Origin of the sequence: Rhizobium sullae (assembly GCF_900169785.1) — a bacterium.
GTDB lineage: Bacteria > Pseudomonadota > Alphaproteobacteria > Rhizobiales > Rhizobiaceae > Rhizobium > Rhizobium sullae.
This window is the reverse complement of record NZ_FWER01000049.1, coordinates 26,732-44,076: the sequence shown is the minus strand read 5'-3', so window position 1 is coordinate 44,076 and position 17,345 is coordinate 26,732. Positions and strand designations below refer to the sequence as shown.

Here is a 17,345-nt window from a genome sequence, read left to right as displayed (position 1 = left end):
GAACGTGCTGCCCGATAGCAAGCCAGCCCACCATTGCGACGGACTTCACGACTGATCGTAGAGGGAGATCGACCTAACGTGCGGGCGATCGATCGTAAAGAACACTGCGTGCTGAGCCCTCGGGATATCTCCTCCCGTTCACTCAGACTGAGTGCCTTAGGCGCTCGTCGCCGCTCGGCCGGACGTATGCCACCAGCGGGAGAGATCACTGAGAAGATCGATGAAGATCCGCGATCAAAAAGGCGTCCGATCGACTTCATAGACTCGCCAGCCTGCCATCGGTCCCAGATCTCCGATCGCTGAGCAGCAGAAAAATACATGCGACGTCGACGCTTCATGTCCACACTCCTCTTTGACAAAAGAATAGTGTGTTGCATTCATCCCGTGAGCCCACCGCTGAAAGCAGACGAACGCGTTCGGCGGCTTCGACTGCCAATCCACGTGATGTGCGTAGCAAGGCATCGTTGATGAGTAATCGCACTTAGGCGCTTGATCTCGAGGTCGATATCTTGAGCGTCAGCGGGATCGCCGCAAAGGCCGCAGCTCCTGCGAATCCGGCCGCCGTGATGATCCAGAGAGATACAGGCGCGCCTATTCCTGCCATGGACATCGATATCGCCACCGGAGCCACTGCGGAGGTTAGCTCGCCATGTCTTTTCCGGAGCCACCATCAACAGCATCGAAACCGCCTTTTCCCGGAAGCATCAAATCGTCGCCGTCGCCGCCCAGCAACGTGTCATCTCCTGCGCCCCCTTCCAGCATGTCATTGCCGCCTTTGCCAAACAGCCTGTTCTGGCCGTTCAGGCCCTGCAGGAAATCATTCGCGCTGCTCCCGCTCAGGCAGGTTCAGCAAACGGGCTTGCGAGCCACTCTCGCACGCCCGTTCTCAGCAATCGTCCCGTGACGGGGTGAAGCTTTGCCGTGCGACGTGCGGCGACGTCCACCGCGTCGTCACAGTAGCCTGTTCATTGCGGCCCTGCTGCCGCAGGCCCGAAGGTCGTAGAAATTTCCGTAATGGCGTCCACTGGAAATCCTCCTTCTGCGGCATGGCGTCGGATGATGTCCGGTCCGCTCGCCTCATGCACGCAGTAGAGCTTGTCACCCGCGACATAGGTGTGCTGCCAAACATAGGGCTCGCCTAGCCCCGCGACGACCGCGTTCGACTTGGCCGCGATCTCCCTAAGTTCGTCAGCGGACAGCGTGTCGGCACCGGGAACGGTGCGCTCGATGAGGTACTTTGGCATGATGATCTCCTTGTTGTGTTCCAGTTGGCACGATCAGGTTTAGCTCAGCGCCGTTTGCGGTGTAGTGTGCACAATCGAGCGGGTGCTAAGGCTTTGTCCCACGCCAGTGCACACGGCGCGGGACGAACCTGTGGCAGCGTCAGCTGGAGGCAGGGATGCGGATAAGGCTGCTCGGAAAACCGACCGTCACATCGTTCGATGGAGCGCTGCGCCCCGTGCGGGGACATCAGGCCTGGGCGGTGCTCGCGCGCGTGCTGCTCGCGGATCGTCCGCTCTCCCGCCGTCAGCTCGCCGCTGAGCTATTCCCCGACACCGCAGACCCCTTGGGTGCATTGCGGTGGTGTCTCGCAGCGCTCCGGCGCGCGCTGGGACCCGACGCGATGACAGGCGATCCTCTCCGTGCCAACTTGCCCGAGAACAGCCGCGTCGACGTTCTGTCGCTGGACGATCCCGATTTCGATCCGATCGAAGCGGACGAACTCCTCGAGGGACACGAACCGGAGGCCTGCGGGCCGGAGTTCTCGACCTGGCTGCTCGTCGAGCGGACCCGGATTGCCGCACGCATGGACGAAAGGCTGCGGCGCGAAACGCTGTCTTCCCTGTCGACCATGGATATCGAAAGGGCCCTCGTCCTCGCGCGACACGCTGTTCAGCGAGACCCTTTCGACGAAGGCCGCCATGTGCTTCTCGTCAAGGCGCTGGTGCTTTCGGGCAATCCTAACGCCGCGCGCCTTCACGTGGAGAACGTCGAAGCGGACTTCCTGCGGGAACTCGGCGAGATGCCGACAGCGGCGCTCAGGAGCGCTGCGAGAGCGAGCGTGTCCGACATGCCGCCGGGAACTGGACCGGCGAGAGTGGCGGAAACCCTCATCGAGGCGGGTAAGGCGGCGCTTGCAGCAGGGGCGGCTGACGCGGGCATCGACTGCCTTCGCAGGGCGGCGGCCGCCGCGGAGCAGACAGGCGATCCCGGTCCGCTTGCCCGATGTTTTGTCGAGCTCGGCACCGCCCTCATCCATTCCGTGCGCGGATATGACGACGAGGGCATCGTCTACCTGCGGCAGGCTGAGGAGGCAGCTATGCTGGCGCAAACCCGTCCGGTTGCATGTCGAGCCGTTCTCGAGCAATCCTATGCCGATGCGCTCGCGGGCCGACGGCCGGACGCTCGACGGCTTAGCCTCCGTGCGCTGGAGTTGTCGGATTACGATCCTGAGTGTCTCGCGGCGGCGCACTGTTTCTCCGGCTTCAATCTCGCCGATTGGGGACGTTATCGAGAGGCATCCGACGAATATGATCGTTGCCTGGAAATCGCTCGAAGCCGTGGCTTGAAGCGACGTCAGACGTGGGCCTTGGGATTGGGCGCATGGGGACACCTCCGGGCGGGGGACCTGGACCGTGCCGAAGTGTGGGCACAGGACGCGATCCTCCAGTGTGAAGACCAGAGATGGCTGTCGTTCCGCCCTTGGCCGGAAACCGTTCTCAGCGAGATCGAACTTCGAACCGAAACATCTTCGCCTTCCAGAGTCCGATCCAAGCTCGAAAACACGCTGGCGTTGTCCTGTCAGCTTTCCGATCCGTGTTGGGAGGCTGCGGCATGCCGTGTGATCGCCCTCTCCCATGAGGGCGAAGGGCAGCTGGAACAGGCGCTGGCATGGCTTGGACGCGCACTGCGGGTCGTGACCCGCGTGAGCGACCCTTATGCGGCGCTCTGGACGCGCATCATGCTGGACCAGGCGAGAATCAGCCTCAGTGCCGACCCAGCGGCGACGGAAACTTTGACGAGGACCCTGATCGGACTTGCCGCTCGTACGCATGCGAACAATGAACTCTCAGAGGCACTGACACTCTTGGGCGACGTGCAGGCTAAATAAGTGCGGGTCGCAAGTGTCTGCTTTGGGCCCGACTGCAGACGAACGCGTTCGGCGGCTTCGCGCCAATTGCTGCCGTTCGCTTGCTGCCGACGAACGACCGCTTTCCACACCGGGTGCGGTCGTTTCATGCCGTCGCTCGGTTCGCCCGCGGGTCACTCATTGGGCTGCGTTCATCACTAACTTGACCGGCCAAGCCACCGGACAACTTCGTAAGCCAGCATAGGGCGGCGAAACCCCTTCAGCCTCAGTTCGCCAACTGGAACGGATTCGACCAATGATTCAACGGCACCAAGAACCCGTTGGCTGACGAGAATCTGGCGAGACTTGGCCTCCTCGCACAATCGAGCCGCATGGTTCGACACAGTGCCGATCACCGCATAGTCCGCGCGCTGATCGAAACCGATCTGCCCTATGGTGGCGTGGCCCCGGGCGATACCGATTCCGAAGCCAAGCAAGTAGTCCCGTTTGCGCCATCGCTCTGAATGCTCGTCAATTGCGTCACGCATCGCCGCAGCCATTGAGACAGCCCTCTCGGTGTGATCGGCACAGGGCAGCGGATCATTGAAAACAACAACGATACCGTCGCCCACGAACCGCTCCAAAGTCCCCTCGTGACGAACGATTTGTTCGCCGAGACAGGAATGGTACTCGCCAAGGACCGCCATTACCTCCTCGGGCTCGGCAGTCTCGGCGAAGGCTGTAAAGCCGCGCAAGTCGCAGAAAACGACGGTCACCTCGCGACGGTGGCTTTGAAGAAGCGCGTCTCCATTGCCTGCCGCAACGACAAGGTCGGCGACCTGCGAGGGAAGAAACCGTCGGAGCCGGCCCATTCGCTCGATCTCCGTAACCTGCTCCGCCACTGTTTGTTCAAGAGAGCGATTCCATGCAGCCAATTGCGCTGCCTGATCCTCGAGGAGCCGCGTCTGGCTCTCCACGGTATCGTATAGTGCCTTCTGGCGCAGCATCGAGCGCACGCGCGCCACTTGTGCCCTGTGCTCGAACGGCTTGGTTAGATAGTCATCGCCGCCGGCATCCAATCCCTCGACCACATCTCGTGTATCGGCTTTTGCGGTGACAAGGATAACCGGGATCGATCGCAGCGAAACGTCTGCCTTAAGCGTCCGCACGACGCTTATCCCGTCGAGCTTCGGCATCATGATGTCGAGGAGGATCAGGTCCGGCTTGAGGCTGCGCACCATGGCAAGCCCCTCTTCGCCGTCCGCTGCAGTCACCACTTCGTAGCCATTCGCCTCGAGGCGCATGCGCAGGATTTCGAGATTTTCCGGCGTGTCGTCGACGGCGAGAATGCGAGGCGGATCGTGCAAGGCCCTGTCTCCTCTAGGAAAGCAACTCCCGGATCTTGGCAAGCAGTTGGCGCGGACTGAATGGCTTGGCAATGTAGCCATCGCACCCTGCAGCAAGGGCTTTCGCCTCGTCGCCTGACAATGCGTAGGAGGTGACGGCGATTATCGGAATGTGCCGGAGCGCCGGGTCAGCCTTTATGCGGCTAGCAGCTTCATACCCGTCAATCACCGGAAGCTGAATGTCCATCAGGATCAGGTCCGGCTTTTGCGCTGCGGCGGCAGCGACGCCGGCAGCACCGTCCGCGGCCTCGATCAGTTCGTATTCGGTGGTGGCGATGAGATCGCGCACGATCTGCCGGTTGTCCTCGGTGTCTTCCACCATCAGGATTCTCTTGCTCATGCTGCCTTCACATCCTCTCCCACCCGGATCGGTATCTTCATGCGGAATGTCGAGCCTGAACCCGGCACGGACTCGACGCCTATGGTTCCACCATGCATTTCGACGATACGCTTCGAAATCGCCAGGCCGAGACCCGTGCCACCCTTCTGCCTGGTGCTGCTGTTGTCGACCTGTTGGAATTCATCGAAAATGAGCGCCTGGTCTGTGGGTGCAATGCCGGGACCCGTATCGCGTACGATTATCTCGAAGTGCCCGTCGACCGCGTCGGCAAGGATGTCGATCGCGCCCCTCTCGGTGAACTTGACTGCATTGCCGGCAAGATTGAGCAGGACTTGGGTCAGGCGGCGTTCGTCCCCACGGCCCAGCGGAAGGTTTTCGGCGACGGTCGCAGCGAGCGAAAGCCCTTTTGAACGCGCCAGCGGCTCCACAGCTGTAACGGTCGACCGAACAATTTGCCCAACGGAATAATCCTCGAGCGCAAGCGTGAGCTGACCCGCTTCGATCTTTGAAAGATCGAGCACGTCGTTGATCAGCCCCAAGAGATGACGGCCGTTTGCTTGCACGCGCGCCACGGTCGCCTTTGCTTTGTCCGGGAGCTCCCCGTAAATCCCGTCGACCAAAAGTTCGGTAAAGCCCAGAACCGAATTGAGCGGCGTCCTCAGCTCGTGGCTCATATTCGCGAGGAACTGAGACTTATGGCGGCTGGCCGCCTCTAGCTCCCGGCCTTTTTCTTCGATCTCGCGGAACAGCTTCGCGTTTTGAATGGCGAGCACCGATTGGGCTGCAAAGGTTTCCATCAGATGGACGATTTGCTGGTCGAATTCACCTGGGTTGCGTCGCCTGACGACGAGCGCGCCGACGATCTTGTTCGGCCTGAGCAGCGGAACCACCAGGACGCCGCGATATCCGGCGTCGAGGACGATCTTCTGAGCGGGAGAGGGCGTTCCTTCGCTGAGATCGGGTACCTGGACAGGCGCATGGCGCCGTGCGGCGTCGCCAATCCCGGGATCGTTCAGCCCGATGGCCTGGTCAGAAATCGCGGCAATGAGCTCATCGCGCATCCCATAAGTCGCGCGTGAGCGGAATTGTTGTCTGGTGCTGCTGAACACATAGATAGTGCCCGCATCCGTGTCCGAGAGTTGAACCGCCTTCGCCACGATCGTCTGTAGCACCGTGTCGAGATCGAGCGTCGAATTGACCGCCTTGCTGACTTCCCCGAGCGCCTCCAGTTCGCCGACCGATCGCGCAAGCTCGGCCGTGCGCGCCCGCACCTCTTGATATAGCCGCCCCAGCTGCTCGGACGTCTGGTTGACCTTGCCGGCAAGCACTCCGAGTTCGTCCCGATTGACGACGGCAACCTGCTGCGCAAAGTCGCCGGCTGCTATCTGGCGCAGACGCGTCTCGATCTTCTTGACTGGCTCGATCAACGACCAGGAGATGATGTAGCCAAGCGCCAGCGCCAGCAGAATGCTACCCACCGCAAAGGAGACCACGATCAGCCGGGAGGTGCCGTACGCCCCCTTGGTCGTTTCGATGGCGGTCACCATGTCGGCTTCGGCGATGTTGACCAACTGGTTCGTCAGCCGTTCGATGCGGTCGGCCAATGGCATGATCTCAGCTTGCTGAACCTTGCGCGCCTCGTCCGTGCGGCCGGCGCGGATGAGCTCCACGACATGCGTCACCCCCGCCGTAAACCGGTCGTACTCTTGCCGGACCTGGCCGAGCACTGCCGCTTCACTTTCGGTCACGAACTCCATGCGGTCGAGGTCGTAGCCAAACTGGCTGAGCTGGCGCAGCGCTGCATCCAGCATCCGGTCGTCCTGAAGCAAGAGCGCGGTGGAGATGCTGTAGAGTTGGTTCGTCGTGTCGTGCTGAACCTGGCGGTAGGCTGCGATCCGGCGCTGCAGCTTGATCAACTCTTTTGTTTGATCGTTGACCCCGCTCAACACCTGCAACCCGACGGCCCCGAGCACGATCAGCAGGCCGACGATCGACAGAAACGCGATCAGCAGCTTGGTCTGCACGCGCGCCGGCAGCCGCGCAACCCAGCCCACCAGCCGGTTTGTGATGTTATTTGGATTCGTCCAAGAGGCTGAGAAGGTCATCCCGGAACTCCTCCAAGTCGAACCGGACGCCGAGATACTGTACACGCAAGGTGCCAGTCGGGTCTATGAGCGACGTCAGGAACGTGTGATCGACGTCTCCTTTCGCCACCTTCCTCGCGAAGATGCCGTACGTGCGTCCGACCTCACGGATGATCGTCGGATCGCCGGTGAGAAACGCCCAACCGTCCAGATCAGCGCCGAAGTCCTGTGAATATTGCTTCAGCACTTCGGGCGTATCGTGCTCCGGATCGACGGTGATCGAAACGAAGGCAACACTGGGCCCGAACGCAGAACCTAGCTTGTCCTGCACGTGCGCCATGTTGGCGGTCAGCATCGGGCAGAGGTCGGGACAATAAGTATAGATGAAGGTGACGGCGACCACCTTGCCGCGAAAGTCGTGGAGCGACACGGGCGCTCCATCCTGCGACGTCAGCGTAAAATCGGGGGCCGGTCCGATCCTCGGCAGGCGCTGGTCGTGTGGCGCGTCGTGCGCGTGCGCTGGCCAGGGAACAAGCAGCGCCAACAGCAGAGCGCCGGCCAGCCACCTGCTCATATCTTCAACTCGCGCTTCAGTTCATTGAGGAAACGCCAATCGGCGCCCTGGGCCAGAAGCTTCTGGGGGGTGCTCTTGAGCATCCCGACCTCGTGTAGGCGCAGGGCGTAGAAGCGCAGGGTGTCCTCCGCGCTATACTCGCGCCAACCGTAGGGGATCGCCTTCACGACTTGGAGGGCATGATCATAGCGCTTAGTGTAGCCCTGGTCCACCATGAACTGCGCGGACCGCTCGGGCTCGCTGGCGCAGAAATCCGCAGCTTTCAAGATGGCGCGGAGGGCGCGTTTGGTGGCCACCGGATACTTGCGGACGAACTCCCGGTTCCCAGCCAGCATGCAGCAGAAGTATTGCGACCAGGGCCGGTCCACGGTGCTGCTAATCACCACATGGCCGATCTGCTGCTCCCGCATCTCCTGCGGTTCGGGGGGAAAGCCTAGGTAGGCATCGATCTTCCCCGCACTTAAGAGCCGGATGGACTCGGGTCCCGGATGCGTGACGAAGTTTATGTCCTTACGGAGGTCCAGGCCCACATACGCCGTCATAGCGGCGAGAAAGACGTATCGGCTGGAATCTAGCGTCGGCACGGCCACGGTCTTCCCCTCGAGGTCACGGATCGACTGGACGCGATCGGTCCCGAACAGCTCAAAGCAGCCGACGTGGAGTCCTGCCAGGATGACGATGGGATCCCCCGCCTCCAAGCGGAGAAGGAGCGGGGCGGCGAAATGCCCATTGAGGTCGGCTTCACCGGAGGCGAGGGCCGTGTCGATGTCTGCGGTCCCCCTTTTTTGGAGGTAGTGCACCTCGGTGAACCCTTCACTGCGCAGCAGTTCTTCGGCTACATACTGGGGGGCCTGACAGATGCTGGGAATCCGGACGAGCCGGATCCGCGTCGTCTCAGGCGGTGGCTCCGCAGCGGCGGCTCGCCTGGGGTGCCATCCCAGTAGCCCCGCTGTCCCCGCCAGCGTTATCCCACGCAGGAACCTCCGTCGGCTGAACCGTCCGGGGTACAGGGTATGCATGGGAACCTCCCTTCCAAAGTGCACAAGCCCGAGCGTCGGCCATGCCAGCATGGCAATCTCCAGGCCATATATTTACCAGTTGCTCACGTCTTCAATTCGCGCTTCAGCTCGTTGAGGAAACGCCAGTCCGTGCCCTCGGCGATGATCGTCTGTGGGCTTGACTTGATCATGCCGGCTTCATGTAGGCGCAGGGCGTAAAATCGCACGGTGTCCTCGGGCTCATATTCGCGCCACTTGCCATAAGGCACGTCATTCATCGTCTGGAGGGCATAGTCATAGTTGGCGGTGAACCCATTCTCGACGATCTGTTGCGCGACGCTCCGTGGCTCTGTGACACAAAGGTCCGCCGCTCTGAGAATGGCGCGCAATACGCGCTTGGTGGCAGCCGGATTGTTCCGGACGAACTCCGCATTGCCCGCCAGCATGCAGCAGAAGTACTGCGACCAGGGACGATCGATAGCACTATTTACGACCACACGGCCGATGTTGCGGGCGCGCAGCTCCTGAGGCTCGGGCGGAAAGCCGAGGAACGCATCGACCTTTCCTTCGACGAAAAGCTCCATGGGCTTTGCGGAGGGACTGGAGACCCAGCTGATGTCCTTGTCGGGATCGAGCCCGACATAAGCTGCCATGCTGGTCACGAACACATGCGGGGTTGATCCCAGTCCTTGTATGCCGACACTCTTGCCCTTCAGGTCTGTGATGCTGCGGATATTCTCTTTTCCGAAGAGTTCAAAGCAACCGGGGTGCACGCCCGCCAGCACCGTGATCGGATCACCGGTATCGATCGCAAGGGCGAGTGGTGCGGCGAAATTCAGACTGAAATCCACCTCGCCGCGCGCGATCTTCTCCGATTGCCCGACGCCTGCTTCCGCTGCCACATAACGGACGTCGGTGAACCCCTCTGCGCGCAGCAGTTCCTCTGCTACGTACTGCGGCGCAATGCAGATGCCACTGATCTTTGCAAGGCGGATGGAGGTGGTTTCAGGCGGGGGCTCGGCCCGGGCGCTTGTCTCTCCGCCGAGAAGGCCCGCGAGACCAGCTGCCGCAGCGCCGGCTAAGAAATGGCGGCGATTCTGGATCTGCATCGGATGCTGCTCTCCCACAAGACGCAAACAGTTTGCAGTCGGAACCGAACAAAAGACGTTCCGGCAGAAGCGGATAGTCTCGTGAGCGCGCCGTGTAGTCAAAGCGCGCCCAGTCCAGATGTGGGAGTCTTACGCTCTCAGTCGCCGGACCAGGAATGTCCCAACCAGCGATAAGCAAATATACTCCTGATTTGCGTTTGGAGCGAGGGTAAAGCTCAATTGCCGCCAAAACACAACCTAGAGCAGCGGGGCCGCTTTCGAGTTCACATTCTACCTGAGCCACGCGAACACAGATCGCCACATCGGCTGCCCCGCAGCCTCCGGCACCCGAACGTCCGCCGTACTCTTTTTCGGACCTTCGACAGCGTGTCGACGATCGTCTGCATCGGGCCGTGAGGCGGCATGCGAGCACGTCTCAAATGCGCCAAAAGCCGACATCAACACGGCTTACAATAAATCCAAAGGCACCAGGCCTCAGACGGTTGGCCGATAAGTTGCCAACTTTAACCCAAATCCGATGAACACGACGCCTGTCACACCTTTCAGCCAGCGCTGAAAGCGCCCGTGCCGTGCGACGAACGTCAATTTCGAGAATAGAACAACTATGGAGCCAAACCAAACAACATTGACCATAGAATGCAGGAATACGAGTAGAAAGGCATACGCTATGGCATGGTCATTTAGCGGTATGAAATTAGGAAATACGGCCAGATAGAACATCGACACCTTGGGATTCAAGCCATTCGTCAGGAATCCCTCAGCGAAGGCTCTGAGGAGACTTCGATGAGGTCGTGCAGGCGCAACGTTCGCTAGCGTTTCGTTCCCTTTGTACGCGGCAAACAGCGCCTTGATCCCGATCCAGCCCAGGTATGCAACTCCAAGATATTTTACGATCGTAAAGGCGGTTGCGGATTTCAGTAGGATGATTGAGATGCCCATGATCGACAGTGCACCATGCACGTAGAACGCGGTAAAGAAGCCAGCAATATTGGCAAATCCGGCCTCGCGACCGGACGTAGGTACAGTCTTGGCAATCAGCACTCCGTTTGGCCCAGGTGAGGTAACCAAAAAGGTGGCCGCCAACAAAAATGCAAGTATCTCCGACCAGCCCATCAGCGTGCCAACTCCTTCGCTTCTGCGCATGACACTCCACCAAGGCGCTACGAAACACAATCACGAAACTGCGTAATGGCACGGCGCATGTCCGCTCCGGGCCGACAGCAGAAGGTCGGCCGCTTCCGGAAAGCGCCAAAAGGCGACCTTCATGGCGCTCCCTCAAAGCTGCCGTTCGCGCAACGGCTCGAGCCGGACCTATAGCTGACCTTTGGCGAGCGGTTTGGAGACGTTGTCATTGCCAGCCGCCTACGCCTCGTCCGCGATCCATTCGAGCGAGGCGCCATGCGGGTCGGTCCAAGCGACAGGGCAGCCGTTCATAGATAGGAGGAAGCGGCCTGGCGGCCGTCTTTTTCCGGCGCATGTGGCGATGCACGGGAATACGCGAGGGAACTCGTTCGATACCCAATACGGAGAGAGACGCATCACCTGCTCAGCGAAAGCCTCTCTGTCTGCGGGGTCGGAAACATAGTCGAGGACGGCTGTGTGAAAGACGACGAGGGTAGCATCCTTTGGAGCTTCGCTGCAGAGCCGCACTAAGTCGCTCCCGCGCAGGTCGCCCTTCAGCACTCGGGGCTTGACCGTGGCAGCGATCTTTACGGCCGCCCGCAAGCGCTTTGGAGAAAATGCCGAATACGGTTTTGGTGAAAGAAGACTATTGGCTGGCCCGGCTCTACCCCGGCGAGCAAAATAGCCTTGCCGACTATGTGCATAATTCGACGCGCTTACGTGATGCGATGGCCGCACATCTCGTCGATCTGCTGCGATCCGGGCTATCGGTCGTGCTGGATTTCCCTGCAAACACGCCTGTGGGTCGAGCATGGATGCGCACCCTGTTTGAGCAGGCCGGATGCGCCCACAAACTTCACTTTCTTGATGTAGCGGACGAGGTTTGCAAAGCCCGGCTTCGACAGAGGAATGTGGCCGGCACGCACGAGTTTAACGTCAGCGATGAAGACTTTTCCCTCTTCACCAAGCATTTTGTTCCCCCCGCTGCCGACGAAGGGTTCGACGTAGTGTTACATAGTTCATGATGATTGACCGTCCACTACCGCGCCCCGCGCGTCGGTAGCGGAGGCCGGCCGGAAGCCGTGAGCATGCGACAACGGCAGCAATCGCGATCGACCCGACCAAAACCTACCTGTCGGCAGTCCACCCAAACCAAGACGTGATCGGCGGTCGCGGCCAACGTCTTGAAGGAGCCAGTCCACTAAGACCTCTTTGTCGCCGTTCGATCGGGCCTGACGACTGGCTTGAGCGGGGCCGAAAGCCGTCGGTCGGCTTCCGGGCTCCGATTTTCGAAAGCAGACCTTGAGCCTGGCGGGCGCGTGATCTGACGCGAAGTGGACGTTCGGTCGCCCTCGGCCGAACGCACGCGCCGACGCCCCCCTTCGTAAGTCCGAAATCCTTGGTTTCAGTCCCATCATTTCAGCTATAAGGTGGGAGACATCGCCCAAAGGGGATTCAAGGCCCAATGCCCCCAGAGAAGAAGGACCGTTCGCCTGTTGCGCTGGAAAAGCGCGACGTAAGCGCCGACCAGCGCATGTTCTCGCCTTCTGTTGCGCGAAATTCGGCGCCGATCCTCGCGGTCCTAAAACGTGTCCTTCCAACACATGGCGCCGTGCTGGAGATTGGATGCGGGACCGGCGAGCACGCCGTGTGTTTTGCGGGAGCAATGCCCAACCTCACCTGGCAGCCGAGCGATCCGGATGCCGCCGCCCGCACCAGCACGTCTAGCTGGATCAAATTCACAGGGCTGAAGAATGTGCTGGCACCGCGGGATATTGATGTGTGCTCAGGACAATGGGGCGTCGAACAAACGGGGCATTTTGACGCCATCGTGTCGATCAATATGATCCATATCGCGCCATGGGCGGCAAGCTTAGGATTGTTCGCAGGAGCTGGCCGTTTGCTTCACGCTGGTGGGCTTCTTCTTCTCTACGGCCCATTCATGCGCGACGGGGCACACAACGCCCCCTCGAACGCTGCTTTCGACGCGGCTCTAAAGGAGCGCAACCCATCCTGGGGTGTGCGTGATATCGCTGATCTTGAACAAGTGGGTGAGGCCGCTGGACTTAATCTCCGTGAGACGATTGAGATGCCTACCAACAATATGTTGCTGGTCTTCTCCAGCAGTAGTGCCTGAACGACAAGTGGCGCGAAAGAGACGTGGGCCTATAGCAGCATTCGGGCCCTTTGCTGCCGTTCGAGGTCGATCCGAGGAACGTGCGGTATGTGCTAGAATGCGGCCGAAGGCGGAACGCGACAGACACGCTGCGAGGGGCGGTGTTATCGAACCGGAATTCGCGCGACCGAGTGCCAACACTGTGCTCTTGGAAGGGGAGACGAGGACGATGCCGACACCACAGCAACCCAGTCTAATAGTTCGACAGAAATCCCCACAGAACATCGAGTTTCCGTTTGCGTCGCTCTCCGATTGGCTGATCCCAACCGAGCTGTTCTTCGTGCGAAACCATTTCCCGTCGCCGGACCTCGATGCGCGAGACTGGAGATTGCGCGTTGGCGGGGCGGTGGAGCGACCGATCGAACTTGACCTCGACAGCATCAAGGCGATGCGGAGCACGACTTTCACCGCCGTCGTCGAGTGCGCAGGGAACGGGCGCGTCTACTATGTGCCGCCGAAGGAGGGGTTGCAGTGGCAGAACGGAGCCGTCGGCAATGCCGCGTGGACAGGTGTTCTTCTGCGCGAGATTTTGGAAATGGCGGGCGTTAAGCGAACCGCACGTGAGGTTCTGCTCGCAGGCGCCGACAGCGGCGTCGTCGACACGAACAAGAAAACGGCTTCTCCCGGCCCCATCGCTTTTGCGCGCAGTTTACCGCTTGAGAAGGCCATCGCAGACAGCACGATCCTTGCCTATTCGATGAACGAGGAGCCGTTGACGCGCGATCACGGCTACCCGCTACGCGCGGTCGTGGGTGGCTGGTTCGGCATGGCTTGGGTCAAGTGGATCACGCATATCACGGTTGTGGAGCAACCGTTCCTTGGCTACTGGCAGGCGCGCGACTATTTCCGTTGGGAGCGCAGCCTCGGGGAACCCAGGCTGGTCCCCCTTGCGGAGATGGAGGTCAAAGCGCAGATCGCGCGTCCCGTACAGGGGGCGCGTCTCATCGCCGGCCAACCGTACCGGATTTTCGGAGCCGCCTGGAGCGGAGAGGCTGTTATCCGGCAGGTGCAGGTCTGCACCGGAGATGGCAGGGGCTGGCGCGAGGGAAGGCTCCTCGAAACAGAACGTCCCTTTGCATGGCGCTTGTGGGAGTACATGTGGACCCCTGAAGAAGTGGGGCGATATATACTGCGATGTCGCGCGATCGATGGGGCGGGGTGCATGCAGCCCGACCTCCAGCGTTCCGACTGCGAGAGCTACGCGGCCAATTGGATCGTTCCGGTGGAGGTTAGTGTCGTTCCCGAGCCACAGACGTACGAGGAGGAATTCGTGATCTAATCACCCGCATGGGGCGGAATGGCGGCTTTTGGCGCAACTGCGGCCCGCGTTGTCACTGCGTCATGTCCGCTTTGCAGCAACGGCGGCCGGTGGCTCGATGACCATTATGGGGCGCAGAGCTGCCGTTCACGTCACGCAATACCTAAGTCGGCTTCGGGTCAAAGTCACTGGTTCCGGTCAACGTCCGCTTGCGAGCCGCCAAATCGGCCCAGCAAGGGCCGCTTCGGGCCGACTGCAGACGACCCCTTCGGCGGCTATGCGCAGACAGCGGACATCGGCTTCTGCAGGAGTGCGTGCCTATTTTCCCGCTGGGTGACGGGTCTTCGTTCCTGGGGTTGTATCCGTCATAACCTCTCGCCTTCGAGTTTAAACCCTCATTCGGGGGGTTTTGGCGAACACACTAAGACCGAGCCATTCCTGCATGTCGTGCGCGAGACCCCTGTCCCCTTCAAGTTTCAGCGTTTCTGCATCGGTTTCCTGACGTATGGTCGTGAGGCCCATCCAAATTGCGGTCATCGAACGGAGCGACCCTTCAACGAGAAGGTCTACATCATAGCCCGGATCGAAGTTACAGAGATCGACTTTTCCGTTTTCGACCACAAGCCACCAGCTCTTTTGCGCGGCCGAAAGTTCCGGGTACAGAAACTGTATCGTACAACGGCGGCGCGGAAGTCTTTTTGTATCGAGGCTCCTCCGCATGTCCCACATGAGCAGAGAAGGGTCGAGATTCTTCAAGGAAAGTCGCGATTCCATCCACCGTTGAGCCCAATTTCCGAGACCTATGATCAGAGGCCTCAATTCTTCGCCCGCTGCCGTGAGTTGGTAATCGGTCATGCCGTTCGCACTCCTTGTCACCGTGATGACGCCCGATTGTTCCAGTTCTTTCAGTCTTTTTGACAGGAGTGCAGGAGACATTTTTGGTAGACCGCGGCGCAACTCGTTAAAGTGCGTCGATCCGCAAAGGAGTTCGCGGACGACCAAGGTCGTCCACCGCGAGCAGAGGATTTCCGACGCCATTGATACTGGACAGAATTGCCCGTAGCCGTCACGCTCTACCATAAGGACCCTCCACCGGTCTGGATCAGGCACGATATTGCAAAGCAACCAATCCGCCAAACGCTCCTTGCCCACTCATACTGAGGCGGAGTTCAGTACAGTTCGTGTACTAGCCGCAATTGTGAAACGAGCGCAGAGTTTCAATCCTCACGAGATAGGAGGCATTGATATGCGCGGGCTTGCAGAACCAACACAGAACCTTGTCGGCGGTCAGAGCATCGTCGAACTAACCAATTCAGTCCTGCCCACCTTCGCGCAACGCGCCGCATCGATCGACGAGAGCGACACCTTCGTCGGCGAGAATTACGCGCTGCTAAAGGAATCTGGCCTCGCGCGGGCAGGCGTTCCAATCGAATTGGGCGGGCTGGGCGCTGAAGTGCCCGAACTTTCTGAGATGCTCAAATCCATTGCTCGTGCATGTGGGTCCACTGCGCTTGCCTTTTCCATGCATACCCATCAAGTCGCCATCCCCGCCTGGCGCTGGCGGCATCAAAAGGTGGCCGTGGTGGAGCCGCTCCTGAGACGTGTTGCATCGGAGCAAATCATATTGCTCTCGAGCGGAGGATCAGACTGGATCGGCGGATCGGGCAAGGCCATGAAAGTTGATGGCGGATACCGGATCACCGCGCGTAAACGCTTCACTTCCGGCGCGGCGGCAGGAAACATCCTGATGACCGGTGCTGTTTATGAAGAACAGGACGGCGCGCGCTCCGTCATTCATTTCGGCGTTCCGATGGCATCGCCAGAGGTTTCGATAGAGGATACGTGGCGAACACTTGGAATGAGGGGAACCGGGTCAAACGATATCATCATCGAAAACCTCTTCGTGCCGGAAGCGAGTGTCGCATTTTCCAGAAGTGCGGGACAATGGCATCCAGTATTTCAAGTCATCGCCACGATCGCGTTTCCTCTGATCTACGCGGTCTATCTTGGCGTCGCCGAGAGCGCCCGCGACATCGCAGTCAAGATGGTCCGAAGCAAGGCCAACGGCGATCATCTGATCGAGTTGGTCGGGCGCATGGAAACGTCTCTGAGGGCCGCACAGATTGCGCATCGCTGGATGTTGGAGGTGGTTGCTCGAAACGAACCGTCCGCGGAAACCGTCAACGAGGTTATGATCGGCCGTTCCTTGGTCGCGCGGCACGCTATCGAGGTGACGGAGCTTGCAATGGAGGTCGCAGGCGGCGCGGCATTCTATCGAGAGAATGGGCTGGAGCGCTGTTTCCGTGACATACAGGGCGCTCGCTATCATCCGATGCAGCCCGGAGCCCAGGCGCAATACGCGGGTTCATTCGCACTCGGACTTCCCACCGAGAACATTTTCTAGCGCCCGGCGCAACGGCGAACTCCGCGGCTTCAGGCCATGCCGCTCTGCGACCTCATTCACCATCGCGCCGGGCCGAAGGCTCTCCGAAACGATCTGCCCCTAACCTCGTCCGGCCAGTGCCGGTGAACCTCACGTTCGGACTTCCTGGTTGTGAGCACCTCCAATGTACTCTCCATGGAGAAACTCCCTTCGCTCGTCCATGGAAAGGCAATCACAGATTAAGGCGGGAAGGACAACGTGGGGCTGAAACAGCGCTGACGATGAATCGTAAATCGATACGGGCTCAGTACTTCAGACGAGACTCAAGGCTGATGCCGGTTACGGCTGCGGCAGAGGACAAGCGCTTTGTCGCATCAGAAGCGACGGCGCTGTCTGTCTTGCCTCGCGCGGCTTTCGGATAAAGCGCGCAACTGATGTCTCTCTACCAAGGCGGCTTGCACTGCAGCCTGGAAGGACATGACGCGCTCCCGGATCTTCTCCTCGCGCAAGCCGCATCGCGCAAGTTCGTCCGCCAGCAGACGGCATTCCGCTTTCCAGAAGCCGACCGCCGGTTCTCCGTGCAGATCGTCGAGCGTCGCGGCGCAACGCTCGATATCCCCTGGCCGGGGGATGCTTGGAAATATCACGATTTCGCTTGCGGTCAGCGCGGCGAGAGGGGTGTCGAAAGAAGATGCCATCGAATCAATCCATGTTTCCATGAGACTGTTAGGCTCCGTTGGTTAACGTTTACCTTCTCCTGCTGAGATCCCTGAACAGAACTCGAAAGCCAAAGCCCCAGCAGCCTTATATCTCTGCTGGGACTTC

At 60.1% G+C, this 17,345-nt stretch carries 18 protein-coding genes; 5 read left to right on the top strand and 13 right to left on the bottom strand.

The annotated features are described in order from the left end of the window. The 3 genes from BN1800_RS44115 to BN1800_RS30330 form a co-directional block, all read right to left on the bottom strand. A partial coding sequence (locus BN1800_RS44115; protein ID WP_425299079.1) for a helix-turn-helix domain-containing protein occupies positions 1–260 on the bottom strand: 260 nt, incomplete at its 3' end. 379 nt (positions 261–639) lie between these two features. Continuing rightward, positions 640–840 carry a calcium-binding protein gene (locus tag BN1800_RS43520; RefSeq protein WP_143534158.1) on the bottom strand — a complete coding sequence of 67 codons (201 nt, stop codon included), beginning with the start codon at positions 838–840 and terminating at the stop codon, positions 640–642. 125 nt (positions 841–965) lie between these two features. Then, the gene (locus BN1800_RS30330) at positions 966–1,244 is read right to left on the bottom strand and encodes a DUF4242 domain-containing protein (RefSeq protein ID WP_087002768.1); all 279 of its coding nucleotides are present in this window, start codon (positions 1,242–1,244) and stop codon (positions 966–968) included. 155 nt (positions 1,245–1,399) lie between these two features. On the opposite strand from BN1800_RS30330, the gene BN1800_RS30325 reads away from it, so the two are divergent. Then, a complete protein-coding gene (locus BN1800_RS30325) occupies positions 1,400–3,112 on the top strand; it encodes an AfsR/SARP family transcriptional regulator (RefSeq protein WP_087002766.1) in 1,713 nt (570 codons plus the stop codon). 176 nt (positions 3,113–3,288) lie between these two features. Here BN1800_RS30325 and BN1800_RS30320 read toward each other — a convergent pair whose 3' ends face one another. The 8 genes from BN1800_RS30320 to BN1800_RS44110 form a co-directional block, all read right to left on the bottom strand. Further along, on the bottom strand, positions 3,289–4,437 hold the full coding sequence (locus BN1800_RS30320) for a response regulator (RefSeq protein ID WP_087002764.1): 1,149 nt from the start codon (positions 4,435–4,437) through the stop codon (positions 3,289–3,291). A 13-nt stretch (positions 4,438–4,450) separates the two neighbouring features. Beyond that, positions 4,451–4,816 carry a response regulator gene (locus tag BN1800_RS30315; RefSeq protein ID WP_087002762.1) on the bottom strand — a complete coding sequence of 122 codons (366 nt, stop codon included), beginning with the start codon at positions 4,814–4,816 and terminating at the stop codon, positions 4,451–4,453. Beyond that, complete coding sequence (locus BN1800_RS30310) at positions 4,813–6,921, bottom strand: sensor histidine kinase (protein ID WP_087002760.1); 2,109 nt, start codon at positions 6,919–6,921, stop codon at positions 4,813–4,815. The genes BN1800_RS30315 and BN1800_RS30310 overlap by 4 nt, the downstream gene beginning before the upstream one ends. Continuing rightward, complete coding sequence (locus tag BN1800_RS30305) at positions 6,887–7,474, bottom strand: SCO family protein (protein WP_087002758.1); 588 nt, start codon at positions 7,472–7,474, stop codon at positions 6,887–6,889. Before BN1800_RS30305 ends, BN1800_RS30310 begins: the two co-directional genes overlap by 35 nt. Beyond that, positions 7,471–8,544 carry an ABC transporter substrate-binding protein gene (locus BN1800_RS30300; RefSeq protein WP_244564706.1) on the bottom strand — a complete coding sequence of 358 codons (1,074 nt, stop codon included), beginning with the start codon at positions 8,542–8,544 and terminating at the stop codon, positions 7,471–7,473. Before BN1800_RS30300 ends, BN1800_RS30305 begins: the two co-directional genes overlap by 4 nt. Before the next feature lie 32 nt (positions 8,545–8,576). Further along, complete coding sequence (locus BN1800_RS30295; protein ID WP_087002756.1) at positions 8,577–9,581, bottom strand: ABC transporter substrate-binding protein; 1,005 nt, start codon at positions 9,579–9,581, stop codon at positions 8,577–8,579. A 474-nt stretch (positions 9,582–10,055) separates the two neighbouring features. Then, entirely contained in the window at positions 10,056–10,694 is a 639-nt protein-coding gene (locus BN1800_RS30290) for a LysE family translocator (RefSeq protein WP_027512055.1), read from the bottom strand. 249 nt (positions 10,695–10,943) lie between these two features. Beyond that, positions 10,944–11,264: a DUF2332 family protein gene (locus tag BN1800_RS44110; protein WP_425299078.1), complete on the bottom strand. Its 321-nt coding sequence runs from the start codon at positions 11,262–11,264 to the stop codon at positions 10,944–10,946. A gap of 56 nt (positions 11,265–11,320) precedes the next feature. Between BN1800_RS44110 and BN1800_RS30280 the strand changes: the two genes are divergently transcribed. The 3 genes from BN1800_RS30280 (at position 11,321) to BN1800_RS30270 (ending at position 14,158) form a co-directional block, all read left to right on the top strand. Beyond that, a complete protein-coding gene (locus BN1800_RS30280) occupies positions 11,321–11,728 on the top strand; it encodes a P-loop nucleotide/nucleoside kinase family protein (RefSeq protein ID WP_087002752.1) in 408 nt (135 codons plus the stop codon). Between the two features lie 440 nt (positions 11,729–12,168). After that, positions 12,169–12,840, top strand: coding sequence for a DUF938 domain-containing protein (locus tag BN1800_RS30275; RefSeq protein WP_087002750.1), 672 nt, complete (start codon positions 12,169–12,171; stop codon positions 12,838–12,840). A 208-nt stretch (positions 12,841–13,048) separates the two neighbouring features. After that, complete coding sequence (locus BN1800_RS30270; protein ID WP_280173979.1) at positions 13,049–14,158, top strand: sulfite oxidase; 1,110 nt, start codon at positions 13,049–13,051, stop codon at positions 14,156–14,158. 366 nt (positions 14,159–14,524) lie between these two features. Here the strand turns inward: BN1800_RS30270 and BN1800_RS30265 are convergent, their stop codons facing one another. Beyond that, positions 14,525–15,217: a winged helix-turn-helix transcriptional regulator gene (locus BN1800_RS30265; protein ID WP_087002746.1), complete on the bottom strand. Its 693-nt coding sequence runs from the start codon at positions 15,215–15,217 to the stop codon at positions 14,525–14,527. 166 nt (positions 15,218–15,383) lie between these two features. Between BN1800_RS30265 and BN1800_RS30260 the strand changes: the two genes are divergently transcribed. Next, on the top strand, positions 15,384–16,541 hold the full coding sequence (locus BN1800_RS30260) for an acyl-CoA dehydrogenase family protein (protein ID WP_087002744.1): 1,158 nt from the start codon (positions 15,384–15,386) through the stop codon (positions 16,539–16,541). A 353-nt stretch (positions 16,542–16,894) separates the two neighbouring features. On the opposite strand, the gene BN1800_RS30255 is transcribed toward BN1800_RS30260, so the two are convergent. Continuing rightward, positions 16,895–17,218 (bottom strand): DUF6074 family protein, encoded by a 324-nt coding sequence (locus tag BN1800_RS30255; protein WP_087002774.1) that lies wholly within the window; start codon positions 17,216–17,218, stop codon positions 16,895–16,897. Positions 17,219–17,345: the final 127 nt, after the last annotated feature.

Excerpts from the sequence above, each read along its gene's own strand:
- BN1800_RS30280 (WP_087002752.1), top strand. The coding sequence starts at position 11,321 with ATGCCGAATACGGTTTTGGTGAAAGAAGACTATTGGCTGGCCCGGCTC.
- BN1800_RS30305 (WP_087002758.1), bottom strand. The coding sequence starts at position 7,474 with ATGAGCAGGTGGCTGGCCGGCGCTCTGCTGTTGGCGCTGCTTGTTCCC.
- BN1800_RS30270 (WP_280173979.1), top strand. The coding sequence starts at position 13,049 with ATGCCGACACCACAGCAACCCAGTCTAATAGTTCGACAGAAATCCCCA.
- BN1800_RS30255 (WP_087002774.1), bottom strand. The coding sequence starts at position 17,218 with ATGGCATCTTCTTTCGACACCCCTCTCGCCGCGCTGACCGCAAGCGAA.
- BN1800_RS30315 (WP_087002762.1), bottom strand. The coding sequence starts at position 4,816 with ATGAGCAAGAGAATCCTGATGGTGGAAGACACCGAGGACAACCGGCAG.
- BN1800_RS30290 (WP_027512055.1), bottom strand. The coding sequence starts at position 10,694 with ATGGGCTGGTCGGAGATACTTGCATTTTTGTTGGCGGCCACCTTTTTG.
- BN1800_RS30330 (WP_087002768.1), bottom strand. The coding sequence starts at position 1,244 with ATGCCAAAGTACCTCATCGAGCGCACCGTTCCCGGTGCCGACACGCTG.
- BN1800_RS30325 (WP_087002766.1), top strand. The coding sequence starts at position 1,400 with ATGCGGATAAGGCTGCTCGGAAAACCGACCGTCACATCGTTCGATGGA.
- BN1800_RS30275 (WP_087002750.1), top strand. The coding sequence starts at position 12,169 with ATGCCCCCAGAGAAGAAGGACCGTTCGCCTGTTGCGCTGGAAAAGCGC.
- BN1800_RS30310 (WP_087002760.1), bottom strand. The coding sequence starts at position 6,921 with ATGACCTTCTCAGCCTCTTGGACGAATCCAAATAACATCACAAACCGG.
- BN1800_RS30300 (WP_244564706.1), bottom strand. The coding sequence starts at position 8,544 with ATGCTGGCATGGCCGACGCTCGGGCTTGTGCACTTTGGAAGGGAGGTT.
- BN1800_RS30265 (WP_087002746.1), bottom strand. The coding sequence starts at position 15,217 with ATGGTAGAGCGTGACGGCTACGGGCAATTCTGTCCAGTATCAATGGCG.
- BN1800_RS30295 (WP_087002756.1), bottom strand. The coding sequence starts at position 9,581 with ATGCAGATCCAGAATCGCCGCCATTTCTTAGCCGGCGCTGCGGCAGCT.
- BN1800_RS30260 (WP_087002744.1), top strand. The coding sequence starts at position 15,384 with ATGCGCGGGCTTGCAGAACCAACACAGAACCTTGTCGGCGGTCAGAGC.